This window comes from Phycisphaerae bacterium (assembly GCA_017999985.1).
Taxonomy (GTDB): Bacteria; Planctomycetota; Phycisphaerae; order UBA1845; family Fen-1342; genus JAGNKU01.
Genome location: JAGNKU010000013.1, coordinates 66249 through 91138, shown reverse-complemented (window position 1 = coordinate 91138; position 24890 = coordinate 66249). Strand labels below are relative to the sequence as shown.

Here is a 24890-nt window from a genome sequence, read left to right as displayed (position 1 = left end):
CCGGTATAGTGTGCCCGCCGCGCGACCCCGCTGGATCAGGAGCCGGAGATGGACGCCAAGCGACTTACGCAACTGAGTGATACACACCGTACCGGGCTGCTTGAAGATGTGATCCCGTTCTGGGAGCGGCACGCGGTCGACCGCGAACAGGGTGGGTTCTTCACGCACCTGGATCGGGACGGGTCGATCTACTGCACGGACAAGCCGGTGTGGATACAGGGGCGGGCGACGTGGATGTTTGCGACGCTCTACACGCGCGTCGAACCGCGCGCCGAGTGGCTGGCCCTCGCCCGGCATGGCTACGACTTTCTGACGCGGCACTGCTTCGACGAGCGTGGCAAGCTGTACTTTCTCGTAACGCGCTCCGGGCAGCCGTTGCGCATGCGGCGCTACGTGTACAGCGAGATTTTCGCGACGCTGGGCTTCGCGGCGCTGGCGCAGGCCACGGGCGAGGCCGAAATCCGCCAGCGGGCGATCGACCTGTTCCAGTCGTTCATGCGCTACCTGCAGACGCCGGGGCTGATCGAGCCGAAGACGAACCCGCGCACCCGGCCGTTAAAAGCCCTGTCGCCGCTGATGTGCATTCTGAACACGGCGGACACGCTGGCGCAGATCGACGCGCCGGGACCGTACGAGGCGATCCTGGACGAGACGATCGCGGAGGTTTTCCGCGATTTCGTCCGACCCGAGGACGGCTGCGTGCTGGAGGTGGTGGAGCCGAACGGCCAGCGCTCGGATTCGCTCGAAGGCCGCACGATGAACCCGGGGCACGCGATCGAGTCGGCGTGGTTCATCATGGAGGTCGCGCGGCGGCGCGGTGACGCGGCCCTGGCCCGGCGGGCGACGAAAATCCTGGAGTGGTCGTTCGAGCGCGGCTGGGACCGGCAGTACGGCGGACTGCTGTACTTTGTGGACGTGGGCGGCAAGCCGCCACAGCAACTCGAGCATGACATGAAGCTCTGGTGGCCGCACAGCGAAGCGCTGTACGCGGCACTGCTTGCATACCACCTGACCGGTGCGGCGCGCTACGCGCACATGTACGAGCAGATCCACGAGTGGACGCTGGCGCACTTCCCGGACGCCCAGCACGGCGAGTGGTTCGGCTACCTGCATCGCGACGGCACCGTCTCCAACCCGGCCAAGGGCGGCCTGTGGAAAGGGCCTTTCCATATCCCGCGCACGCAGCTCTACTGCTGGAAACTGGCCGAGGAGATGCTGGCGCAAGCGCGCCAAGCCTGAGCACGCCGCTTGAGACGCCACTCCGGTTTGGAGCGCGGCACGTTACGGCTGGGAGTGCGCCGGCGTGCCGCATGCCCGATAACGCCGTTGGCCGGAGCGCGACGCCTCCGAAGTCGTGGCGTATCGCCACGCCGGCGCGCGGGTGTGCGCGGTGGAGTCAGGGTGCCGGTGCGTCCGGTCGTGCGTGTTGGACCGTCCGCGCCTTGCGTCGGCTGAAATAGGCTGTAAACTTGGAATGGGGCTGCGGTTGCTGTGCAATGGTGAGCCGGAATATGAGCGGTCCTCTCTCGTTGCCGAAAGTTGATCGCCGGGACCCCATGCCGAAGTATCTCCAGACGCGCGAGATTTTGATTGCGGCGATTCGGTCCGGCGTGCTCACGCCCGGCTGCAAGCTGCCGTCGACGAAGGAGATCAGCACGCTGGTCGACGTGAGCCTGATCACGGCGCACAAGGCGCTGGAAGGGCTGGTGGAGGCCGGATGGCTGCGGCGGGAGGTGGGGCGCGGCACGTACGTGCGCGAGGATGTCGATCCGGCCAACCAGGTGCAGCGCCAGTTGTTCGTCGGCCTGCTGTTCGATCAGCACTACCACGTCAACATCGACGACTACTACCACAGCACGCTGATCAACGGATTGCGGCGCGCCGCGCGCTCCGACACGCGTTCCGTGGAGTTCTTCTTCCACGATCGGTTCGATCTGCGCGACAAGGGGCGCAAGGACGTTGGCGCGATCTGCATCCATCCACCCCTGGAGTCGCAGGCCGCGGTCGAGCGCCTCGCGGAGCGCTACCCGGTGGTCGTGCTCGGCGGCGCGTTCCCGGAGGGGCGCCTGGTGACGGTGGATTGTGACAACGAAAGCGGAGGCCGCGTTGCGGCCCGGCACCTGTGGGAGCTTGGGCATCGCCGGTTCATGGTCCTGTCCGGGCCGATGAACCTGAGCAACGCCCGCGACCGGGCGCGCGGCGCGACCGCTGAACTCATGGCCCGTGGCATTCACCTCACGCCGTGCGACCTGCCGGTCTCGAAAGACAGCGTTGTCCTCGACGAAGAAACGATGGCGCAGATCGAAAAACGCCTGATGGCGCCGGACGGTCCGACCGCGGTGATCGCCGGTGGCTTCTATCTGGCCCTGGCCGTGCTGCAGGCGGTCCGGCGCGCCGGGCGGTCCGTCCCCGCGGATGTATCCGTCGTCGGCTTTGACGACCCGCAGTCCGCGCCGCTGCTCGACCCGCCGCTCACGACGGTCCGGCAGCCACTCGACGAAATGGCCGCGCGCGCCTACGCGCTCTTGCGGCAGGCAATCGTCGACAAGTACAGCATGCCGACGTCATGCCAACTGCCGACGGAACTTGTTGTCCGCAGCTCAACCGGGCCCGCGCGCTGAGCCGGCCGTTGGCCGCGCCCGCACCGCCGTGAGCGACCCATCCATGCCCGCCACATAGCAGACCGGCCCCGCGGCGTCACCGGCGTCCACCGTGACGGGGGCCATGACGAAGAGCCCTGGGGTGGCCTGGTAGTTCCACACGGGTTTGCCGGTCTGCGCGTCCAGTACGCTGAGCAGCCCGCGATTCGAGCAGACATAGACGCGGTCGTCATGCACAGTGGGGGCGATCGGGAAACGCCCGGCCGGGACCTTGGCTTCCCAGACCGGCTCACCGCGCGCGTTCAGCTTCAGCACGCGGTCGTCGTTGGTGCGCGCGTAGAGCGTTTCGCCGTCAGCGCCGGCCGCGATGCCGCTGGCCTTGTTCGCCCATTTCGCCTTCATTTCGCCGGTGGCCGAAAACGTGCCGAGTTCGTAGCCGCGATCGCAGACAAACAGGGTCTCGTTGATCACGACGGGTCCGCAGTCGGCCGGCGCGTAGTAGCGTGACTTCTTCTCGCTGGCGGCCGGGCCGTACGCTTTCCAGCGAAGCTTCCCGTCCGCGCCGTTGAGCGCGTAGAGGTAACCGTCCCACGCGCCGCACACGATGAGGTCGCCCCACACGGCTGGCTGGGATTCGATCGTGAAGTCCGCCCGCTCGAACGTCCAGCGCCGCGTCCCGTCGGACACGTCCAGCGCGTGCAGCCGGCCCCCGTTGTCGCCGATGTACACGGAACCGCCGGCAATCAGCGGCCAGCCGTAGACCGGCGCACCGGCCTCGAATTTCCACTGCAGCTTACCGGCGTCGCTGACGGCGTACACTTGGCCGTCGCCGGAGCCGAACACGATTGCAGCGCCGGACCACGCAGGGCGGCCGAGGATTTCGCCGCCGGTCGTGAACGACCACTGTTCCGTGCCGGTGCGCTTATCCAGCGCCGTCACGCGGCCGTCGTTGCCGGCGATGACCAGTGTATCGCCGATGACCAGTGGCTGCGCCTTGATTGCGGCCGGCAACTGCTTGCGCCAGACGAGCTCGGTGTCCGGGCGCGCGACGAGGAAGCTGCGGGTGCGCAGGTCGCTCCGCTGGTCGGCGAGCTGCACGGTCACCGAGAGCAGGTGCGCGCCCGCGGTCAGCTCGTTGGCCGCGAGCGGAACCGGCTCCAGCACGGCGGCGCCGGTGACCGTCGCCAGTTCCTGGCCGTCGATCCGGAACGTGGCGCGGGTCCCGGCGGGGAGGGTCCCATCGCCCAGGACCGTCAGTTGTGCGATGAGCTGGCCCGCATTCAGCGCGGCGTCGGGCGCCGGCCTGGCGATCTGGAAGAGGCGCGGCGGAGCGGCGGTGGGCAGCGGGCCTTCGTACACCTTCTGCCAGGCGGGGCCGGCCGTCTGCTGGTCGGTGGCGGCTGGGCCACCCTGCTCATAGCGATACGCGTACCGCACTTTGCCAGGCTGGACGCTGAGCAGACCATAGCCGGCGGTCTTGCCGAACGTCGAGCCGCCCATGACGCCTGCGATGCCACCGAAATCGCGGTATTCCACGCCGTGGCCGTGACCGTAGAGCAACATGACGACGTTGTGATCGCGCAGCAGGTCGATCAGGGTGTCGTACTCCGTTGGATTCGCGAATTCGGAGCTGTGGAGCGGGTGGTGCAGGGCGATGAAGATCGGCGTCGCGGCCGGCGTACGGCTGAGGTCGTCCTTGAGCCAGGCGCGCGTCTTGGCGTCGATCGACGGCACGGGCTCCTGCGGCGAGGCCGAGCTTAGGCCGATGAAGTGGCAGCCAGCGTGGTCGAAGGAGTAGTTCTCGCCCTGGTGGCGCTGCCGCATGACGGCGTAGAGCGCACCCCACGTGTTGTCGTGATTGCCGGGCACGACGTACAAGGGGCACGGCAGCTCGCGGAACGCTGCCTCGAACAGGTCCCACGTGCCGTCGATCACCCCGTACTCGGTCAGGTCGCCGGTGGCGAAGGTGAACGCCGGGGGCGGGGCCGTCAGGTTGAACGGCGGGATCTCCTGCGGCAGGGCGGCCTGGGCGACGATCCACTTGATCGTCTCCGCACCGCGCACCGGCCCGGCCCGGCCGCTGCGGGCGAGGTGCGGCTCAACGTGGATGTCGGAGATGTGCATGACGGAGAACTCGCCGGGCGTGGCGGCGTGATCGTCCGTGGCGCGTGCCACGGCAGCGCCCGCCAGCAACAGTGCGAGTCCCCCGCCGCCGATCGCCAGTCGTCGAATCAGCATGTCGTTCACTCCGAAATCGCCACGTCCGGCTTTCAGTGTATACACCATTCTGCGATAATCCCGCCCGATCGTCCATGTTTTCCTGCCGCTGGAGAAGGCGATGAAGCCCGGGTGTTGTGCGCTGAAGCTGCTGATGGGGATCGCGATGGCGGGTGTGCTTGCGGGTTGCCGCACGGCTCCAGAAGGGTCAACCAGGCCGCTGTACACGTTCAGCGAGACCGACCTCGACCAGTATCTGCCCGTGGTGCATGCGCGGGAGCCGGACTTGGCGCGGCGTGTCATTCGCCTCGGTCGTCAGAACATCGGCCAGCCCTATGACATCTACCTGCTCGGCGAGTTCCCGTACGAGTTCATCGATCCCGATCCGATCTATTGCCTGAGCCGCAGCGACTGCCTGACCTTCTGCGAGCACATGTTCTCGATGGCGCTCAGCCGCGACTGGTGGAGCTTCCTGCGCACGCTGCAGCGGCTGCGTTACCGCGATGGCGTCGTCTCCATGCTGACGCGGAACCACTACACGATCGCCGACTGGGATCGCAACAACGCGTTCCTGTTCGAGGACCTGACGGCGACGCTCGGCGGCGGAGCGGCGGCGGTGCCGCTGAAGCAGGTTTGTAAGCGGGCGGCGTTCTTCGCCAAGTTCGGGATTGGGCAGGACATTCCGGACGAGCCGATCGCCGACCACTACATCCCCAAGGAGAACGTGCCGGGCATCCTCGGGGAGCTGCGCGACGGCGACTTCGTGAACATCATCCGCGGCGACGCGGACTCGCAATATGCCGGCCACACCGGCCTGATCGCCCACGCGCCCGACGGCACCGTTGATTTCCTGCATTCCGCGTCGCCGGCGGTGCGCGAGCAGCCGTTGACCGATTACCTGACCAAGGATCGCAAATGCCTGGGCATCAAGATTCTGCGGTTGCGGCCGGACGCCGCGCGGCGGATGGCCGCGGCGCTGGCAGCGTCGCCCCGGGCGACCGAAGTGAGCGCGGCCGCGCTCGAGACGGCGCTCGCGGCCTCGCCCGTGATGACCACCGGGGCGCCGCCGTCTTATGTGCGCGATTGGGCCCATGCCATGCACTTGCAGTCGTACAACCTCGAGTTCGATACGCCGCTCGATCCTGAACTGCAGCCTGCGCTGGAGGCGCTGGAGCGCCAGGTCGGCGAGAAGCTGGGCATTCCGGACGAAGCGCGCGCCTTCGGCGTGCTGGACCTGACGAACCTGCGCGCGGCGCTCGTGCGCCCGGACTCGATGTTCTACGGCGCGAGCGTGCCGAAGATCTGCATCGTGATGGCGTACTTCGCGACGCACCCGGAGGCCGTGGCGAACCTGGATCCGGCGATCGAGCGCGAATTGCAGCTCGTCATCAAGCGCTCCGACAACGAGCTGGCGGCGAAGTACAGCCAACTCGTCGGGCTGGAGAAGATCCAGGAACTGATCGGGTCGAAGCGCTACGCGTTCTACGACAAGGAGCACGGCGGCGGGTTGTGGTGCGGGAAGCACTACGGCATCGCCGAGCCGCGCTACGGCGACCCGCTGCACGACCATTCGCACGGCGCCACGGTGCGGCAGTGCCTGCGCTACTACCTGATGCTGGAACAGGGCAAGCTGGTCAGCGCGGAGGTGTGCGGCAAGCTCAAGGAGATCTTCGCGGCGCCGCGCCTCGAGTTCCACAACAAGGATTTCGTCCGCGGCCTCAACGGGCGCGACGTCACGATCCTGCGCAAGGGTGGGCTGTGGGAAGACTGGCATCTCGACACGGCCCGTGTGCAACACGGCGAGCACCTCTACCTTTTGGCCGGCATGACGCAGCATGCGCGCGGCGAGGAATACCTGGCCGAGATGGCGGCCGCCGTCGATGACCTGCTGTGCGGCCCGCAGCCACCGCTGCCCTACACGCATCACGCCATCGCTCACACCGACGCCGCGAGCTTCCAGGCGGGGACGATCCAATACGGCGCATTGGCGGATGACGGTCGCGGCGTGATCTTGTCATGCGCGGGAGCGCAGGCGGGCACGTACGAGTCCCCGGTGCTGGACACGGACTTCTGGTTCAACGAGGTCGTGGCCTCGTGGAACGTCGATACGCCGGAACAGGCGGGGTTCCGTTTCGAGGTGCGTGTGGGCCGGCAGGACACGGGCGTCTGGTCGCCGTACCTCAGTGTCGGGGAGTGGGGCGCGGTCACGCTGGCGGACGAGCGCATCGAGACGTGCGAGCAGGGCAAGATCGACGTCGATTACTTCCGTTCGCCGGACTACTTTGACCGCGTGCAGTATCGCATTCGGACGGCGTGTGCAGAGGGCCAGAGCGCGACGCTGCGTGTGCGGCGCGTGGACCTCTGCCTGAGTGATCTGACCGGCATTCCGCCGGCGTTGCCACGCCCGGAGCCAGAGGCCGTGATGCCGCCGTCGGCTTGGCAGCGCCGCCTGCCCGTGCCGTTCCGTACGCAGGCGACGAACGTTCCCGAATTCAAGGGGCAGATCTGCAGTCCGACCTCGGTGAGCATGGTCTTGTCCTATCGCGGCGTGGAGAGCGGGCCGGAGGATGTTGCCCGCCTGTGTTATGACCCGGTGCATAAGCTCTTTGGCGGCTGGCCGCGCGCCGTTCAGGCGGCGTACGCGCTCGACGTGCCGGGCTACCTGGCGCGCTTCTCCGGGTGGAGCGACGTGGAGCGCATGATCGCCGCCGGTCAGCCGCTCATCATCTCGATCCGGGCGCCGGAGGTGGGCATGTTGACCGGCGCGCCATACAAGTCCACCGCGGGCCACCTGATTGTCGTCACCGGGTTCGACGCCGAAGGGCGCGTGCTGGTCAATGACCCGGCCGTGCGGACGCCGGAGGAGGGCTGCCGCGCGTACCTCCGTGGCGATCTGGAAAAGGTCTGGATGCGCCAGACGGGCGGCTTGGCGTACGTTCTGTTGCCGCGCGAGTGACGGGTGCTGCGCTCGACCGGATGCGCCGCGCGACGGACGGCCGGCTGGTGTGCTTGCCGGGCCAGTTCCACGCACCACGATGACGGACCGCACTGCTGTGTGAAGCCGGCGATTGGGTCGCGCCATCACGGTGATGCAGTAGCTTGGGACTGCGCCGATTCACCTCTGAGAGTCACGACGCGCTGAAGACCGGGGTCAGCGCCTGGGCCAGCAAATTCACTTCGGTCTGCTCCACCGGCGTGAGCGGGCGGAAAGCAGCCGCAATGTCCAGCGCGCGGCGAAACAACATCTCCTCGCCGGGCGGCAAGGCGGCTGTGACCGGCTGGCTCAGCGTGAAGCGCAACGCGAGCTCGGCCTCGCGCGGGTCGGTGATCGGCTCGTACCAGCACTTCGGGAACTGCGGTCGACGGGGGTCATCAGCGGGCCAGGCCTGGCGGGCCATGGCCTTGAGCGCCAGTCGGGCGACGCCCTGCGCCTCTGCTTTGGCCATGATCCGTGACCCGAAATGGCCGACCGTGTACGCGGCGAAATTGACCGGGAAAAGCACCGAGTCAAACGCGTATCGATCGAGGGCCGCGAGGGCTGCCGCTTCCGAATGCGCCGAGAACCCCAGGTAGCGCACGCGGCCGGAGCGTTTGGCTTCGATCAGTGTTTCCAGCGCGCCGCCGCGCCCAAAAGCCACATCCACGTCCGTGGCCACGTCGGACAGGGCGTGCAACTGGTACAGGTCGAAGTGGTCTGTGCGCAGCCGTTCCAGTGAGCGCTCCAGTTCAGCGCGTGCGCCTTCCTGCGTGCGCTCCAGCGTCTTGCACGCCAGAAAGACGCGGTTGCGGTAGGGCTCCAGCGCCGGCCCGAGCACTTCCTCGGCGTTCCAGTAGCTCGGTGCCACGTCAAAGTAATTTACTCCGCGCTCGATCGCTTCGGCTACCAACCGGCGCGCGTGCCCCGGCTCCAGGTTCGCCACCAGCATCCCGCCCACACCGATGATTGACAACTGTTCGCCGGTGCGGCCGTACGCGCGGCGTGGTAGCCCCGGCGCAGCGCCCGGCGGGCGGTGTAGTTGAGGCCGGCCCCGATCAGGCGGCTGCGGAAGGCTCATCGGTCACTCTCCGGCCAAACACGGCCAGCTGACGGGCGTCGAGGCGCGCTCCGGTCGGCTGTTTGCGGCGGCGGATTCTACTGAAACGCACTGGGCCGCACGAGGGCGACTCGGGTGTTTGGTCGGTTGGTCTTGGTCGCTTGCGTTAGTTATTCTACTTAATTAAGGTAACCCCCATGTTTACGAGCTATCCTACCGGGAAGCCGCAACTCAATCGCCAGGTGAACCGCGCCCTGATCCTGAATCGCGTTCGAGCCGCCGGTCGGATCTCCCGGGCCGAGCTGGCCAGGATTACTCGGATCCGTCCCCCGACGGTTACCGCGGTTGTGCGCGAGCTGCTCGCGGAGGGCCTGCTCGAAGAAACCGGTCTAGGGGCGACGCACGGCGGCCGCGCCCCTCGCATGTTGGCGCTGTCTGATCGCACGCCGCACGCGCTCGGCTTCGAGGTGTCCGACACGACGATTCGCGCCGGGCTGGCGGATATCACGGGCCATCTGCAGTACCGCTGGCGTGCGGGCTACACGCCGGAGTCGCCCGCGCGGACCATCGACCGGCTGACCGCAATTGGGGAGCGGCTGTTCAAGGTCCGGCAGGAAGCAACGGACAACTCGGGACTGGGGTGGTCGCGGCTGCGCGGGGTGGGCATCGCGCTGCCGGGTGGGGTGGACAGCGCGGCCGGCATCGTGCGTTGGAGCGCGCCGCTGAACTGGCGCGACGTCGCGCTGCGGACGATGTGCGAGCAGCGCTGGGGCGTCCACACCGATGTGATCAGTGACGCCGCGGCTGTGGGCCTGGCCACGCATTTCTCTGGTGCCGGTGACGTGCGCAACCAGCTCTCGGTCGTGCTGCGGTTCGCGGATGCCGCGCGGGGCGAGGTGGGCGTGGGCATCGGCCTGATCATCCACGGTGAGCCGTACCGCGGTGAGTTCGGTACGGCGGGTGAGCTCGCGACGCCGGTGCTACATCCGCTGGTGGACGCGCGGGACGACCGCGGCCGCCCATTTGCCGGCGCGGCGGAATTCGTGGCCGCGCTCCAGGCCGGGCAGGCCGGTGCGGTGGCGGCGATGGATCGCGTCGCGGGCGACCTGATGCAGCTGGTACTGTGCGCCGTCGACCTGCTGGAGCCGGGCCGGCTTGTCATCGAGGCGGACGTGGCCGAGCTCGGCGCGGCGTTCGAGGCGCGTCTGGCGCAGAACCTGGCCGCGCGGCGCGCGCGGCAAAGGTGCGGCCAGACCGACGTCGTGTTTGCGACGCGCGGAGAATTTGCCGGCGTACGTGGCGCGGTCGTGCCGGCACTCCAGCGCCTGTTTCGATTGCCGAGCTGGAGCTGACGCGCCCCGTCGCACGGCGGACCCCGCGCGTCGGCCACCGCTCTCGGCGGTGTACGCAACCGCACTCGTCGGCACGCGCTGCCTGCTTGCAGGGACCCGCCGCGCGCCGCTAACGTGCTCGTCCGCGGCGTCCCGGCATCCGGGCCGGGATCGGCCGCCCACGAAGGCTGTTGTACGTGAAGGAACCTCCCATGCACCGTTACTACCGTCGCTGCCTGACTGCCTGTTTGACCCTGCTGCTCGTCGCACTGCCGGCGATGGCCGATGTGCGTCTGCCGCACGTGATCGGCGACAACATGGTCCTGCAGCGCGACGTGCCCGTTCCCATCTGGGGCTGGGCCGCGCCGGGTGAGAAGGTAACGGTCAGGCTGGGCGAGCAATCGCTGAATGCGGTCGCCGACGCTGCCGGTGCCTGGCAGGTCAAGCTGCCCGCGCTTACGGCCGGCGGGCCGCATGACCTCGTCGTCACGGGCCAGAACACAATCACGCTGAAGAACATCCTCGTCGGCGAGGTCTGGATCTGCTCCGGCCAGTCCAACATGGAGATGGGCATCAACCAGGTCCAGGATGCCGAGAAGGAAATCGCCGCCGCGAACTACCCGGAGATTCGTACCTTCCAGGTCCCGCACCGGCCCGCAGGCCAGCCGCTGCCGGACGTCGATGCCGAGTGGCGCGTCTGCACCCCCGACAACATCAAGGTTGGCATCTGGGGCGGCTTCTCGGCGACGGCGTATTTCTTCGGCCGCGAGCTGCACCGTGAGCTGAAGGTGCCCGTCGGCCTGATCTGCACCTCGTGGGGCGGCACGCGCATCGAGCCGTGGACGCCGCCGTGCGGGTTCGCCGACCTGCCCAAGCTGGAACCGATCAAGCAGGAAATCGCCGCGGCGGATGCCGAATACCGCGCCGCGGTGAGCTCAGCACTTGGACCGATCGACGCCTGGGTCACGGCTGCGCGTGCGGCGTTGAGCGCTGAGAAGCCGCTGCCGCCCGCGCCGGCTTGGCCGCGTCACGGGCTCGCGCATGAAGGCCGGCCGACCGGCCTCTACAACGGCATGGTGCACGCACTCGTGCCATTCGCGCTGCGCGGGGCGATCTGGTACCAGGGTGAATCCAACGCCGCTGGCGGCGACGGCATGCTGTACTTCGAGAAGATGAAGGCGCTGATCGGCGGCTGGCGCAGCGTCTGGGGCCAGGACGACTTCCCGTTCTACTACGTCCAGATTGCGCCGTTCCGCTACCAGAAGATCCAGAAGGCCATCGCCCCGACAGCAATCCCGGAAGTCTGGCAGGCCCAGACCGCGGCGCTGGCGATTCCGAACACCGGCATGGCGGTCACGACGGACATCACCGACCTGGATGACATCCATCCGAAGAACAAGCAGGAAGTCGGCCGGCGGCTCGCCCTGTGGGCACTCGCGAACACCTACGGTCAGAAGAACCTCGTCTACTCCGGCCCGCTTTACAAGTCGATGGCCGTTGAAGGAAACAAGATTCGCGTGAGCTTCGACCATGTGGGCGGCGGGCTCGCCGCACGCGACGACAAGCCACTGACCTGGTTCGAAATCGCCGGCGCCGACCAGAAGTTCGTCAAGGCCGAGGCCCGCATCGATGGCGCGACGGTGGTCGTCTCCAGCGACGCCGTGGCCGCCCCGGTCGCCGTGCGCTTCGGCTGGAGCATGGAAGCCGAGCCGAACCTGATGAACAAGGACGGTCTGCCGGCGTCGCCGTTCCGCACGGACCAGTGGTAGGGGGACCGGCGCCCACCGAGGTGGCACATGAGCGCCGCGCTGCTGGATCGGATTCGCACGTTTCTGCGTGATGGCGGCGTGACGTTCCGTGAGGTGGAGCACGAGCCGACGTACACGTCGGAGCAGTCCGCGCAGGCGCGCGGGGAAGAGCTGCGCGTCGGCGGCAAGGCGTTGCTGCTGAAGATTGACGCGACGTTCCGCCTGTTCGTGCTCAGCGCGGCGCGCAAGCTCGACTCCGCCGCCATCAAGAAACACTTCGGCGCGAAGAAGCTGCGTTTCGCCTCGGCGGAGGAGTTGCTGGAATTGACTGGACTGCCGCCTGGCGCAGTGCCGCCGTTCGGCCAGCCGATCCTGCCATTCGAGCTGTACGTGGATGAATCGATTCGGGAAAACGCGGTCATCGCTTTCAACGCCGGCGAGCTGACGACCTCGCTGATTCTGAGCGTGGAGGATTACCTGCGCCTGGCACAGCCGACGATCTTCCGCTTCTCGACGTAGCTCGCCCGCGCCGCGCGTGGCGTGTTCAGCGCTGAGCCACGATCTCCGGGAACTTGCTGGCCACAATGCCGTTCTCGCTGCGCAGGCACGGAATCCCATCCAGGATCGGGTAGACCACGAGGGCTTCCGGGCTGAACAGCATCCCCGCGACCTCCTGCAGGGGCGTTTTGAAGCGCGGGCAGGCGAAGACGTCGTCGGGTGCCGGGCCGCGCTGCTCCTTGCGAATGATCGTCAGTGCCGTCGGATTCAACGGGTTGCCCGTGTACGGGAACAATCCGTGCTCCACGACGTCGTAGCCGCAGGATTCGGCCACACCTTTCAGATTCCGGCAGTAGCCGTGTGCGTCCATCCGTTGCCGCACTTCGACGCTGGCGAACTCGTACGCCGGCTCAAGCAGAACGACATACCGGCGTGCCACGCGGTACAGCTCGCGCACGATCGCCAACTCGTTGCCGCCGTTGGGCTCGATGGCGTGTGAGGTGAACACCACGTCGATGGAGTTCTCCAGGAACGGGATGTTGGCCAGGTCGCCGGAGCATAGCGTGCAAGCCCGGATCTGCCTGCTCCGCAGCCAGCGTCTGGCATACGCGACGCGCGACCAGCTCAGATCGAACCCGTAGCTCCGGATCCCGCCCGGCAGGTACGCGAGCACGCCCGAGAGCGTCGTCCCCTCGCCGATGCCGGCCTCGAGCACGGAGGCGGGCGTGCACAGCCGCGCGATCGTCGCGGCGATCTTCTGCGTGTAGTCCTGCTTGAGCCGCGCCTGCTCGGCGTCGTGCATGGCGGCGACGTAGCTGCCGGCCTGCAGGTCATACGAGAGCTCGATGATCTCGCGCGTGTTCTGCTGAAGCGCCAGCTCCTCCCGCAAACAGGCGCTGATGTTCTGGCCCTGCTCGTAGAGCTGCTTCAGACGTCGGGGCGTGATCACGGACTGACCTTCCTTGGCGCTGCGTCCGCGGGCGTATCCAGAGTTGCAGGCTACCGCCCGTCGTATAGCCGCGTGCCGAGCAGGTCTTCCAGCGCTGGCTCCGCCAGGATCTTCTGCACCGTCTGCTCCAGGTCGTACTCCACGCGCACAAACTCGACCTGCTCCACGCTCGAATTGAGCGCCGCCGCCGCGAGGCTCTCGACCCCGTCCTCGAACATCTCCGGCCGGCGGCGCACGATCACGTAGCACGCCCGGGCGTCGCGGTCGCGCGGCTGGCCCACGCTGCCGACGTTCACGATCGCCCGCTCGTTGTCGACCTCGTAGAACGGCGAATCCGGCAGCTCGTCCGGCGGATCGAAATACGGGTCGTCGACGAACACGCCGGGCTGGTGCGTGTGGCCGACGAAGCACAGGCGCGCGTCCAGCCGCTCGAAGTTTGCGATGACCTTCTGCGGGTTGGTGAATACGTCCTCGGGGAAGATGTACTCGTTCATCGGCCGGCGCGGCGACGCGTGCACGAACAGTACGTCGCGTTCTTTCACGCGGATCGGCAGCTCGCCGAGGAACTTCCAGCGCGCACAGCGCAGCTCCGGGTCCGGTTCGTCCTCGAGCACCTGGCGCGTCCAATAGCAGGCCCGCTCGGCCGGCAGGTTGAAATTGGTCGGCTCGAACAGGACCGCGTGGTCGTGGTTGCCCATCATCGTGATGCGGCAGTGCTCGCGCACGAGGTCGAGGCATTCCTTCGGATTCGCGCCGTAACCGATGATGTCTCCCAGGCAGACGATCTCGCGCACGCCGCGCTCGTCGATGTCGGCCAAAACCGCCGTCAGCGCTTCCAGATTCGCGTGGATGTCGCTGATGATGGCGAAGCTCTTGTTCTTGGGCTGCGCGCGTTTCAATCAGGGCTCCTGGGGCGGCTCCGCCTCCTCCGGGATCAACACTGGCCAGCGCTCTTGAATCGGATAGCGCCGTCCGCATTGAAGACATACCAACCTATCGGCACGTTGCTCCAGCGCCCCGTGACACGCGCCCGCCGGGCAAGCCAAAATGGCGAGCAGATCAGGACTAATCGGCGCAATCTCTACGCTCGTTCCTCCAGGTTCAGACGGTACCGGTCAAATTAGGATAGATGCGCCGCGCGTCCAAATCAATCCACGCGGCACTACCGGACAAACTCCTACAATCGGCGACGCGACGCGCCACCTCGACGACATTCCGTCACCCACTACCAGGACTGCCAGTCCGGGACATAGTGCGGGTCGTTCTCCGCCCCCACCGACCCGATCCCGAACCGCCACGACACCACTGCCCCTCCGGTTGGCCCGTGTGCCGCGACGTGCCCGTCCGCCGCGGCGGCGTTCGTGCGCCCCCGGTGCCGGAACGCGGTGGTCGGGGCGCTGTTGGGGATCCACCGGCGCGCGAAGTAGATCGACGGGGGGTCGAGTAGCGCGTCGTTCTCGGGCTGGGCCTGTCCGAGGTCGATCAGCGTGTCGGCAAACAGAAACAGGGCCTGGGGTCGCCGCAGCAGGTCCAGGTTCTTCCAGGGTTTAGCGCCGATGTGCATGGTCCAGCCGGGCGTGTGCGGCGGGCAAAGGTAGTAGCCGTTATAGCCGTACGTGCTCGTCACCGCCCGCGCGGCCCCCTGCGGAATGTACGTTCCCCAAGGCTGCCGCGGGCACTCATAAACGCCGTTGACACGCAGGTCCGATCGCAGATACGGCCAGACGAACCCGCGCGTGTGGTCCACACCGGCGACATCGTTCGTGCCCCACCAATACACGGGTGGGCCGCTGCCGATGATCCGCAGGTCCGTGTAGGCCAGCGGCATCGCCCGGCCGCGGTACTCACCCGTGTAACAGTGCCAGGCGACCGCGAGTTGGCGGAGGTTGCTGGCGCACTGGACGCGCTGGGCCTGGGCGCGGGCCGCTGACAGGCTCGGTGCCAGAATCGCCAGCAGCACCGCGATGATCGCCGTGCAGACGAGTAGCTCGATTAACGAAAAGCCGCGTGACGCACGCATGGTTCACCGCTGGAGCAGGGCGATGAACGGGTTGATGTCGCCGAAGTCCGTTGTCCCGTCGCCGTTGACGTCACCTGCCAGGAGGCTGCAATCCGGGAAGTTCTCGGCGTATGCCGGCGGGTTGGTCAGGGCGAGCACGAACGGGTTGATGTCGCCAAAGCTCACGGCGCCGTTGCAGTCCAGATCCCCAGGCATGACCGGCGGCCGCAGCGGCGTGACCGGGACGCTCGTGTAATCGTCGCCGGGCTGCCCGAGCCAGCCGTCCGTGTCGCCATCCTGCAGCGCACGTCCGTCGATGCCCCACATGGAGTAGTCCCACGTTGTGCCGAAGTCGGTGCTCACCCAATAGCTGACGTACGACGTCGGCCAGTCGTACACCGCGTGGTAGCTGACGTTGCCGTGGACGTACCAGATATCTGTGAGAAACCCGCTGGACTCGGCGTACGTGAACCCCTGGTTCGTCGCCACCAGAGCGTCGAGGAGCTCGCGGCCCGTGACGGTCGCCGCGTCGAATTGATAGCCGAATGCGAAGCTGTCCCCGTCGTCGTTGTACGGCCAGAAATCGACGACCAGTAGCACCCGGTGTTCGCCGGTCCCCGTCCACCACTGCACACGCACGTCGTCGAGCGTGTGCGCCAAGCTCGTGCTTACCCACGCCAGCGTCAGGCCGCCGGCCAATGCTGCCAACCATCTCCCACGCATGAAAACCTCCACCTGCGGCCGCGCCGCACTGCGCACCGGTCGCGGCCCGGAGCCGCGCCGACGGTGATTACGTCGGATCGCTGACGGGGAGAGGCATGGAGCGCACGTCCGCTGGCGCGCGTGGCGTCAGCGAGGCGGAAGCGTCGCCGGGCAATGTAGGGGAGTGAAAGCCGCGCGACATGCTCGATCGCCCTTCCCGCGAAGGCGCGCCGACGATCGGTCACACTGGCAGGTCTTCTGACTTCCGGGCTCGTCGGGGCGTGGCCCGCGACACCTACTGGCTGCGCCTTCTCAGCCGCCACAGCGGCCAATGACTCGTGCAGCGTTCGTTCCCGGTCACAGCGACGGGGTCGTGCCGGACTTGCACCGGCTTCCCTATTCTTCCGACCGCCCCAAGCGGCGGACACCAGTGACCGTGCGTAATCTATCGCGCGGCGCGCCAAAATCAAGCGTCGCTTGCCGCGTACGGCATGGACGCGGATGATGTTGGCATGCAGAGCCGTCCCTATGAGCGCGTGCAGCTTGAACTCCAGGCAGCCGGCGACCGGGCACAGCGCGTGCGCGCCGTTGTCGATGCGCTCTGGGACGCGCTGAAGGACACCGGCGTCTCGTGGGTCGGGATCTATGTGCATGCGGGTAGCGACGAGCTGGTGCTCGCGGCGCGGCGCGACAAGCCGGCGTGTTCGCCGATCGGAATGCATGGGGCGTGCGGGACAGTGTTCAAGACTCGCCGGCCGCTCGTTGTGCGTGACGTGCAGGACCTTGGTCCGAACTACATCGCCTGCGATCCGCGCGACCGCTCGGAGGTGGTGATACCGCTGCTGGAGGCCGACGGGTCGTGTTGGGGCGTGCTCGACCTTGACAGTCACGAAGTCGGTAGCTTCAGCGCGGAAGATGTGAGCGGGCTCGCGGCGGTGCTGCGCGCGGCGGGCCTGACGACGTAGGCGGCATGGCACCTGAGAATGACTGCAGCAGCGTGGGTGGTACGGGCATCTTGCCCGTTCCTGCGACCGGCGGGACGCCCGTACCACCCCTGAGTCACTCTCAATGAGGCAGTACACTAATCGGTGGGGGGGGCAGGGTCGCGTGGCCGCACCCGGCGCACGACCAGCGTACGGGCGAAGATGTCCCCCAGCCGCTGCCGGTTGCGCGACAGCACGACCAGGAACCCCAACACCCAGAGCGGCGGCAACAACTCCACCAGCCGCAGCGCGTTCCGCACCAGAATCTGCTGGGGCGTCGCGGGTTCGCCGGTTTCCGACACGATCCGCGTGCCGGTCAGGACCTTGCCGACGGTGCGGCGGGTCAGCAGCTCCATGATCAGGCAGTAGAGAACCGCCGCGACGCAGCTTGTGGCCCACCACAGCAGGGTGACGAGCGCCGGGAACTGGCCGCGCGCGGCATCCCGCCCCGCCGCCCAGCCGAACAACTCGCCGAGGCCGCGGTACCAGTTCACGCCGAACACGGCCGCAAAGATCAACAGAAACGGCGCCAGGTCGACAACGCTGCCCACCAGGCGCTGGATGGTGAGCGCCACCGCGCAATCCTCCGGCAGATTCGCGACGGAGGCGATGGCATTGCGCCGAAATGCGAACAGCGCTACCGCTACCGCGAGCAGCAGCAGCAGCGTCGCGCCCTGGATCCACTGCGGCGCCCGCGCGGACCGGCTTGGCGCGCCGAACACGTCCGCCGCAGCCACCGTGTGCTCGAGCGGCGCTCCGTCGAGCCGCGCCCAGCGCACGAAGGGTGCGTGTGCGGCGTCGAGCATCAGCAGCGCGGCGTGCTGGTTGAACGCACACGCCGAGCTGTACCGCAGCGCCTCCACGCCGGGCGGAAGTTCGGAGACCTGCAACGGCGTTCTGCGCCATTCGACCGGCAGGCCCTGCAGACCGCCGAACAGGCGAAAAGCGCTCAGGGCCGGTGGCGCGCCCGCCGTGCGCGTCGCCACGATCAGGGTGGGCACGCGGCTGACGGTGACCAGCCAGAACGCATCCAGGTCAGGGATCGCCGGCGTCGGGTGCCCGGGACGCCACACCTGTGTTGCGGGGTCCCAGGTGACATGCTCGATATCGTGCGTGTCGGGCGACCACCAAAGCAGGCACAGCGCGTCGCGCAGCACGGCCAGCCGCGGCGGGACCGGGCCCTCCGGTGCCAGGGTGAGCGGCGCCGGCGTGATGGCGATCCAGCCCTGGCTGTCATAGCGCACCACGCTGAACGGGGCCGTGCCAGGGTCGAAGGGTTGCGACGTAGCCGGCCGGGCGCCGTCCACCAGGCGCGGCAGCTCGCCCGCGCGCGGCGAGCGGATCAGGGCGACCAACCCGAAGTCATCGGCGGTTAGCTCTACCGGGTGCACCCGGCCCGGCAGATCCAGCTCGCGCGTCCAGCCTTCCGGCCGCAGAGAATAAAATGCCCCGTCGCGCGTGAAGCCATACAGCAAATCATGGCTCACGACGAGTTGATCGAGGGGCGCGCCCAGCGGGGTGCCGGGCGCGAAGGCCTCGTTCGGCCCACGAAGGAAGATCCGCGCGCCCCGGTCGTCGGACCGCACGAGCCACAGCGTCTGCTGGCCAGCGACCAGCCGCGCGGCCCACGGCGTGAGTTCTGCGGTCGCGGATGGGGGTTGAGCGCCGGCCGGCAAGGCCAGCGCGGCGAGCAGCGCCACCCCCACGCCGCCAGCCGGGACGAACTGCCGCTTCCGCCAGGTAGTCACGGTTGCGCTGTGCCCGCGGGCGTCACGTCGACGGATTCGGTGTCGCCCGTCCACCCGTCCGGGAAGTCAAATACGTCCTCGGGCAACTCGCTGCGGTACTTGGTGCTCAGGATGTCGAGGCGCATCTCGGCGTCGTGCTGCGGCCAGCGAACGACGTAGTGCCGTGGCGTGAACGGGCCGCCCTTCACGACCTCCTGGTAACCCTTCAGCTCCGCATGCATGAGCGTCTGACCATCCGGCAGGCGGTCGATGACCTCCAGCGGCTGGTACGGCGGGCAGGGATCCACGCGGATCTCGCGCCACCCGAGCGTCTGTTTGCGGGGGCCGAGGCGGGTGTACAGCAACCGCACGTCCTGGCCGTCCACGCGCAGCAGCGGCGGCTGTCCGCCCTCCAGGCTCTCCGGCAGCGGCCGCAACATCAGTGCGTCGAACAACTCGTTGGGTGGCACCGGCAGACGGCGTTCCGTTCCGACGGCGACCCAGCCCCATGTTCCCCACCACAGCTTGCGGAGGTCCGGAACGTCGATCCATACCCAGTAGCGCCGGGAGTTGGAGCCGAACTGGGCCACCGTCCCCGCCAGTGAGCGCACATCGAACACCGCCGACTGCGGCGTCTGGAACAGCAGCCGGGCTTCGTGCCCGATGAACGCGTGCTCCTTGCCATCGGCGTCGCGGAAGCGAAACGACACAAGCGCGGAGCAGCTCAAGGGCTGCTGGAGTCTCAACAAGTTGTTATTGACGCGATCGAGCGCCTCGATCCGGCTCTGCGGCGGGTTGCAGGGCAGCGCGCGGCAGCCGGCGAAGAGGACGAGCAGCGGCAAGAGCGCCACGCGGGCCTTACTCATCGGTCTCCTCCTTCCACAGGCAATCGGACAGCGCTTTGCCGCCTGCCACGGGCTCGCCTGCCAGCAGGTGTTCCAGTTGTTCGCTGAGCCGTTCCAGCTCTTCCTCGTCGAGTTCGGGGCGGACAACCCGATGCAGTGTGCCGGTCCGCGGCGCCGTGAACTCCCAGGTTTCGCGACCATTGAGCTGGGCGGTGCGCTCCAGCTTCAGGGCTTTCTTGCGCCACAGCAGCAGCGCCAGCACGAAACGGAGCTGCACCTGCTGGGCCGCGACCGCGTCCTCCAGCCGCTCGAAAAACGCGAGGATGGCCTCGCGGTCAAACGGGCGCACCGCGCGCGGAGCCGGGGCGGGGCGGCGTGTCTTCCACGCGCCCACAGCGGCGGGCACGGCGGGCGGCTGGCAGGCGGTGCAGTAGTCTCGTCGTGTGTAGCTGCCGTCGAGCTCGTACAGGAACGCCTGAAATGTCTCGCCGAATTCGAACGCGCGCCCGCAGCCGGCACAGGCATCGGTCCGCCGCGGCATATTCCACTCGGCACTCACGTCGCGGTCTCCCACGGGGTCTGGCGCCAGGTTGCGATTATAGGGGGTGCGCGTGCCACCGCGACATCGCGTCCGAGGCAATCATTCCGCCGGCGCGGGTGGGTCGGCGGCGGCGCGCCGCGCGTCGAGAAACGACTGCAGGATCACCTGCGCCGCCAGCGCGTCGCGCAGCGCCCGCCGGCGTCCGGGGCGCACCGCTGCGGCGGCGAGGTGCTCGTCCGCCTGGAAAGTGCTCAAGCGCTCGTCCCAGAGTTCGACGGTCACGATGCTCGCGCGGCGGAGCGCGTCGGCAAAGGCGCGCGTCCGGCGCGTCTGCTGGCTGTCGGAGCCGTCCATGTTGAGTGGCAGACCGAGGACGATGCCCTGAACATCGCGGTCGGCGGTCCAACGCAGTATGGTCTGGGCGTCCCTGGAAGCGTTCCCGGAGCTGTTCAGCGTGGTGGTGGGGGTGGCGATACGGCCGCGGGGGTCGGCCGTGGCGACGCCGATGCGGCGGGTGCCGTAGTCCAGTCCGATCCAGTGTCCCATAATGTGCCTGTTGGCTCGTCCCGGCGCGAGGTCGTCGTGGGTTGGCGGTGTCGCATCCGACCGCGGCCGCATGTTCACAAAATAACCGAGAACACGCTTGCGTTCTAGGTGCCCTCTGGCAATAATGTGTGGCTTGCGAGATTTCGGTGGTAGTGCGCGACGGACCGGCAGGTTTTGCTCATTGCTGATGGAATCCATGGCGGGGATTCTGTCCACAGGCGACCCACGTCTGTGGGAGGGGCATGGTCTGTCCAGCGCACATCGCGCGCGGCACCGACCTGGGGGCTTGGTCTGAACGTTGACCGTTCGACAAACCGCGAGGGCTGCTCGAATGCAAGTGACTAAGGTTCGCGATTTCAGTCGCTACGGCGATGCCATTCAGGTGCCGGACCTGATTGAGATCCAAACGGACTCCTACGCCCGTTTCCTGCAGGCGGACAAGGCACCGGCCGACCGCGCGCCAATCGGCCTCGAGGGGCTGTTGCGCGAAGTGTTCCCGATCGAAAGCTACGACGGGAACATGCGGCTGGAGTACGTCGAGTACGCGCTGGACCCGGCCCGCTACACGACCGACGAGTGCCGCGAGCTGGGGCTGACCTACGGGATGCCTTTCCGGGTCAAGGTGCGCTTGCATCGCAAAGACGTCGAGGAGGTTCAGGAAGAGTCGATCTACCTGGGCGAGATTCCCATCATGATCGGCGGGGGCGAGTTCGTCGTGAATGGCTCGGAGCGGGTGATTGTTTCGCAGTTGCACCGCTCGCCCGGCGTCGACTTCGTGAAGGAGTCCGCCGAGGGTGACCGGGCGCTGCACGCCTGCCGCATCATCCCGGAGCGCGGCTCCTGGATTGAGATCAACGTCACGCGCAAGGACATCCTCGCCGTGCGGATCGACCAGAGCAGCAAGATTCCCGCGACGACGTTCCTGCGGGCGATGGACGAGAAGTACGGGACCACCGAGTCCATTGTCCGCGCATTCTACCCGGTGAAGCAGATGCGCGTCGCGCAGCTCAAGCCGGAGATGTGGACGGTCGGGCCCGTGGTGGACCCGGAGACCGGGGAGGAGCTGGTCGGGGCGGGTCGCCAGATCGGCGAGGCGCTCAACAAGATCCGCGAGTCCTCGATCAAGCAGGTGGACGTGATCGGCAAGATGGCCGACCCGATCATCCTCAACACGCTGGCCGAAGACGGCTCGCAGACCCACGAGGAGGCCCTGCAGCGCATCTACGCGCGGCTGCGGCCCGGCAACCCCGTGCAGCTCGACAAGGCCCGCAAGCTGTTCCACGAGAAATTCTACGACGAGAACCGCTATCGACTGGGCAAGGTCGGCCGCTTCCGGCTGAACCGCAAGTTCGAGAAGGGCATCGCCGAAACGGAGATGGTCCTGAAGCCCGAGGACTTCGTCGAATCGCTGCGCTACATCCTGGCGCTGCGGTCGGGTGAGGGGCAGGTCGACGACATCGACCACCTCGGCAACCGCCGGCTGCGCACCATCGACGAGCTGGCTTCCGACGAACTGCGCAAGGGCTTCCTCAAGCTGCGCCGCACGGTCCAGGAGCGCATGAGCCTGAAGGATCCGGAGACCATCGGCAAGGTGGCCGAGCTGGTCAACACCAAGAGCATCTCCAGCAGCATCGACTTCTTCTTCGGCCGCAGCGAGCTGTCGCAGGTTGTGGACCAGACCAACCCCCTGTCGCAACTGACGCACGAGCGGCGGCTGTCGGCCCTCGGGCCGGGCGGCCTGAACCGCAAGCGCGCCGGTTTCGAGGTCCGCGACGTGCACATCAGCCACTATGGCCGCATCTGCCCGATCGAGACGCCGGAAGGCGTCAACATCGGCCTGATCGCGTCGCTGGGCATCTACAGCTCGGTCGACGAGTATGGCTTCCTGACCACGCCGTACCGCAAGGTCGCGCGCGGCAAGGTGAACGGCGAGGTCAAGTACCTGCGCGCGGACGAGGAGATGCGGGCCACGCTGGCGCCGCCGGACGTGGTCCAGCCCGAGACGGACAGCAAGTCGCTGCCGGCCCCGGAGACACCCGAGGCCTACCTGGCGCGCCGGCAGGACGCGAGTGCGCGGCGCAAGACCGCGGCGCTGAAGGAGGGGACGCTGCTGGGCCGCGTGCAGGGCGACCTGCAGCAGGTGACGTCCGAGGGGATCGACTACGTGGACATCTCGCCGAAGCAGACGGTCGGCGTTTCGGCGGCGCTCATCCCGTTCCTGGAGCATGACGACGCCAACCGCGCGCTGATGGGCTCGAACATGCAGCGGCAGGCGGTGCCGCTGATCCGCACGGACCCGCCGATCATCGCGACGGGCATGGAGCGGCCGGTGGCCGAGAACAGCGGCATGGTCGTGCGGGCGCGCAAGGGCGGGAAGGTCACGTACGTCGACGCCCGGCGGATCGTGATCGACAACACCGATGAGTACGTGCTGCGCAAGTTCGTGGGGCTCAACGAGCGCACCTGTCAGAACCAGCGGCCCGTGGTGCGGCCCGGGCAGCGCGTCAAGGCGAAGCAGGTGATCGCCGACGGCGCCGCCACGCACCAGGGCGAGCTGTCGCTGGGGCGGAACGTGCTCGTCGCGTTCATGACCTTCGACGGCTTCAATTTCGAGGACGCGATCCTGATCTCCGAGCGCCTGGTGAAGACGGACGCCTTCACGAGCGTGCACATCGAGTCGCACGACATCGAGATCCGCGAGACCAAGCTGGGGCGCGAGGAATTCACGCGCGACATCCCGAACGTGTCGGAGCGCGCCCTGCGCAACCTCGATGAGCGCGGCATCGTGCGGGTCGGCACGCGCGTCGGGCCGGGCGACATCCTGGTGGGCAAGGTCTCGCCGAAGAGCAAGACCGAGCTGAGCCCGGAAGAGAAGCTGCTGCACGCGATCTTCGGCCGCGCGGGCGAGGACGTGAAGAACGACTCCCTCGAGCTGCCGGCCGGCCAGGAAGGCATCGTCATCGGTGCCAAGCACTTCAGCCGCCGCACGCACCTGGGGGACGAGCAGAAGAAAGACATCGACCGGCAGATGAAGGCCTTCCAGGCCGAGTGCGACGAGCAGCGCATCAAGCTTTTCCGGCAGATGATCGAGGAGATCGAGCGGATCACCGAGCAGGTGCTGATCGACCCGAACACGCGGCAGAAGGTGGGCAAGAGCGAGAACCCGGACGTCATCCTCGAGCAGATCGAAACCTTCTCGGTCAAGTGGGTCAAGCCGGCCGCCAAGCGCGACGAGGCCGAGGTGGTCTACGGCCGCTACTGGCCGCGCATCCTCGAGATCAGCGCCGAGTGCGAGCGCCGCCTCGGGCACATGAAGCGCGGCGACGAGCTGCCTTCGGGCGTGCTCGAGATGGTCAAGGTCTACGTCGTCACCAAGCGGACGCTGTCGGTGGGTGACAAGATGGCCGGGCGCCACGGCAACAAGGGCGTGATCGCCAAAATCATGCCCGAAGAGGACATGCCGTTCCTCGAGGACGGCACACCCGTGGATATCGTGCTCAACCCGCTGGGCGTGCCCAGCCGCATGAACGTCGGCCAGATCCTGGAGACGCACCTGGGCTGGGCGGCGGCGGTGCTCGGGTACCAGGTCATCACCCCGGTGTTCGACGGCGCCACCGAGGCGCAGATCAAGGCGGCCGTGGCCGAGGCGAACGCCTACGTGCGGCAGCGCCGCGAGGACCCGGACGTGGTGCGCAATGCCGGCCGGACCGGCGAGCTGCTCGCGGAGATGCCGCTGGCGGGCAAGGTGCCGCTGCACGACGGCCGCACCGGCGAGCCGTTCGACCAGCCCGTCACCGTCGGGTTCATCTACATGCTGAAGCTGCATCACCTGGTGGACGACAAGATCCACGCCCGCTCGACCGGGCCCTACAGCCTCATCACCCAGCAGCCGCTGGGCGGCAAGGCGCGCACCGGCGGGCAGCGTTTTGGCGAGATGGAGGTTTGGGGCCTGGAAGCCTACGGGGCCGCCTACGTGCTCCAGGAACTGCTGACCGTCAAGAGCGACGATGTCGAGGGCCGCACGAAGATCTACGAGAGCATGGTCAAGGGCACCCACACGCTGGACGCCGGCACGCCGGTGTCCTTCGACGTGCTCTGCAACGAGATCCGGGGCCTGGGCCTGAACATCCAGTTGGAGAAGCGACGGCTGATTTAGGGCGGCGAGCCGAG

The 24890-nt window shown here is 67.6% G+C and carries 18 protein-coding genes and 1 riboswitch; of the genes, 8 read left to right on the top strand and 10 right to left on the bottom strand.

Annotated features, from left to right (window positions below; all coding sequences use genetic code 11):
* The first annotated feature begins 48 nt into the window (after positions 1 to 48).
* Together KA383_16170 and KA383_16165 are read left to right on the top strand one after the other, a co-directional pair.
* Positions 49 to 1239, top strand: a complete 1191-nt coding sequence (locus KA383_16170) for an AGE family epimerase/isomerase (GenBank protein ID MBP7747654.1) — start codon at positions 49 to 51, stop codon at positions 1237 to 1239.
* Between the two features lie 317 nt (positions 1240 to 1556).
* The gene (locus tag KA383_16165) at positions 1557 to 2621 is read left to right on the top strand and encodes a GntR family transcriptional regulator (GenBank protein MBP7747653.1); all 1065 of its coding nucleotides are present in this window, start codon (positions 1557 to 1559) and stop codon (positions 2619 to 2621) included.
* Here KA383_16165 and KA383_16160 read toward each other — a convergent pair.
* Positions 2601 to 4838, bottom strand: coding sequence for a PQQ-binding-like beta-propeller repeat protein (locus KA383_16160; protein ID MBP7747652.1), 2238 nt, complete (start codon positions 4836 to 4838; stop codon positions 2601 to 2603). The genes KA383_16165 and KA383_16160 overlap by 21 nt on opposite strands.
* Positions 4839 to 4938: 100 nt before the next feature.
* Here KA383_16160 and KA383_16155 point away from each other — a divergent pair, with 100 nt between their 5' ends.
* The gene (locus tag KA383_16155) at positions 4939 to 7773 is read left to right on the top strand and encodes a DUF1460 domain-containing protein (protein ID MBP7747651.1); all 2835 of its coding nucleotides are present in this window, start codon (positions 4939 to 4941) and stop codon (positions 7771 to 7773) included.
* Between the two features lie 172 nt (positions 7774 to 7945).
* Here the strand turns inward: KA383_16155 and KA383_16150 are convergent, their stop codons facing one another.
* Positions 7946 to 8872: an aldo/keto reductase gene (locus tag KA383_16150; GenBank protein MBP7747650.1), complete on the bottom strand. Its 927-nt coding sequence runs from the start codon at positions 8870 to 8872 to the stop codon at positions 7946 to 7948.
* A gap of 176 nt (positions 8873 to 9048) precedes the next feature.
* On the opposite strand from KA383_16150, the gene KA383_16145 reads away from it, so the two are divergent.
* The 3 genes from KA383_16145 (at position 9049) to KA383_16135 (ending at position 12449) form a co-directional block, all read left to right on the top strand.
* The gene (locus KA383_16145; protein ID MBP7747649.1) at positions 9049 to 10203 is read left to right on the top strand and encodes an ROK family protein; all 1155 of its coding nucleotides are present in this window, start codon (positions 9049 to 9051) and stop codon (positions 10201 to 10203) included.
* A 191-nt stretch (positions 10204 to 10394) separates the two neighbouring features.
* Positions 10395 to 11951 (top strand): sialate O-acetylesterase, encoded by a 1557-nt coding sequence (locus tag KA383_16140; protein ID MBP7747648.1) that lies wholly within the window; start codon positions 10395 to 10397, stop codon positions 11949 to 11951.
* Positions 11952 to 11978: 27 nt separating this feature from the next.
* The gene (locus tag KA383_16135; GenBank protein MBP7747647.1) at positions 11979 to 12449 is read left to right on the top strand and encodes a hypothetical protein; all 471 of its coding nucleotides are present in this window, start codon (positions 11979 to 11981) and stop codon (positions 12447 to 12449) included.
* A gap of 25 nt (positions 12450 to 12474) precedes the next feature.
* Here the strand turns inward: KA383_16135 and KA383_16130 are convergent, their stop codons facing one another.
* From KA383_16130 to KA383_16115, 4 genes are all read right to left on the bottom strand, one after another.
* Positions 12475 to 13377 carry a methyltransferase domain-containing protein gene (locus tag KA383_16130; protein MBP7747646.1) on the bottom strand — a complete coding sequence of 301 codons (903 nt, stop codon included), beginning with the start codon at positions 13375 to 13377 and terminating at the stop codon, positions 12475 to 12477.
* Positions 13378 to 13427: 50 nt separating this feature from the next.
* Positions 13428 to 14276, bottom strand: coding sequence for a metallophosphoesterase (locus KA383_16125; GenBank protein ID MBP7747645.1), 849 nt, complete (start codon positions 14274 to 14276; stop codon positions 13428 to 13430).
* Between the two features lie 326 nt (positions 14277 to 14602).
* Positions 14603 to 15397, bottom strand: a complete 795-nt coding sequence (locus KA383_16120; GenBank protein ID MBP7747644.1) for a prepilin-type N-terminal cleavage/methylation domain-containing protein — start codon at positions 15395 to 15397, stop codon at positions 14603 to 14605.
* A 3-nt stretch (positions 15398 to 15400) separates the two neighbouring features.
* Complete coding sequence (locus KA383_16115; GenBank protein MBP7747643.1) at positions 15401 to 16099, bottom strand: hypothetical protein; 699 nt, start codon at positions 16097 to 16099, stop codon at positions 15401 to 15403.
* Positions 16100 to 16308: 209 nt separating this feature from the next.
* A riboswitch (cobalamin riboswitch) is annotated at positions 16309 to 16525 on the bottom strand.
* Positions 16526 to 16590: 65 nt separating this feature from the next.
* Between KA383_16115 and KA383_16110 the strand changes: the two genes are divergently transcribed.
* Complete coding sequence (locus KA383_16110; protein MBP7747642.1) at positions 16591 to 17043, top strand: GAF domain-containing protein; 453 nt, start codon at positions 16591 to 16593, stop codon at positions 17041 to 17043.
* 116 nt (positions 17044 to 17159) lie between these two features.
* Here KA383_16110 and KA383_16105 read toward each other — a convergent pair whose 3' ends face one another.
* The 4 genes from KA383_16105 to ruvX form a co-directional block, all read right to left on the bottom strand.
* Positions 17160 to 18809: an RDD family protein gene (locus tag KA383_16105; protein ID MBP7747641.1), complete on the bottom strand. Its 1650-nt coding sequence runs from the start codon at positions 18807 to 18809 to the stop codon at positions 17160 to 17162.
* Entirely contained in the window at positions 18806 to 19654 is an 849-nt protein-coding gene (locus tag KA383_16100; protein ID MBP7747640.1) for a hypothetical protein, read from the bottom strand. Before KA383_16100 ends, KA383_16105 begins: the two co-directional genes overlap by 4 nt.
* On the bottom strand, positions 19647 to 20192 hold the full coding sequence (locus tag KA383_16095) for a hypothetical protein (GenBank protein MBP7747639.1): 546 nt from the start codon (positions 20190 to 20192) through the stop codon (positions 19647 to 19649). The genes KA383_16100 and KA383_16095 overlap by 8 nt, the downstream gene beginning before the upstream one ends.
* A gap of 81 nt (positions 20193 to 20273) precedes the next feature.
* Entirely contained in the window at positions 20274 to 20918 is a 645-nt protein-coding gene (gene ruvX, locus KA383_16090; GenBank protein MBP7747638.1) for a Holliday junction resolvase RuvX, read from the bottom strand.
* A gap of 133 nt (positions 20919 to 21051) precedes the next feature.
* On the opposite strand from ruvX, the gene rpoB reads away from it, so the two are divergent.
* Positions 21052 to 24876, top strand: a complete 3825-nt coding sequence (rpoB, locus tag KA383_16085) for a DNA-directed RNA polymerase subunit beta (GenBank protein ID MBP7747637.1) — start codon at positions 21052 to 21054, stop codon at positions 24874 to 24876.
* The last annotated feature ends 14 nt before the right edge of the window (positions 24877 to 24890 follow it).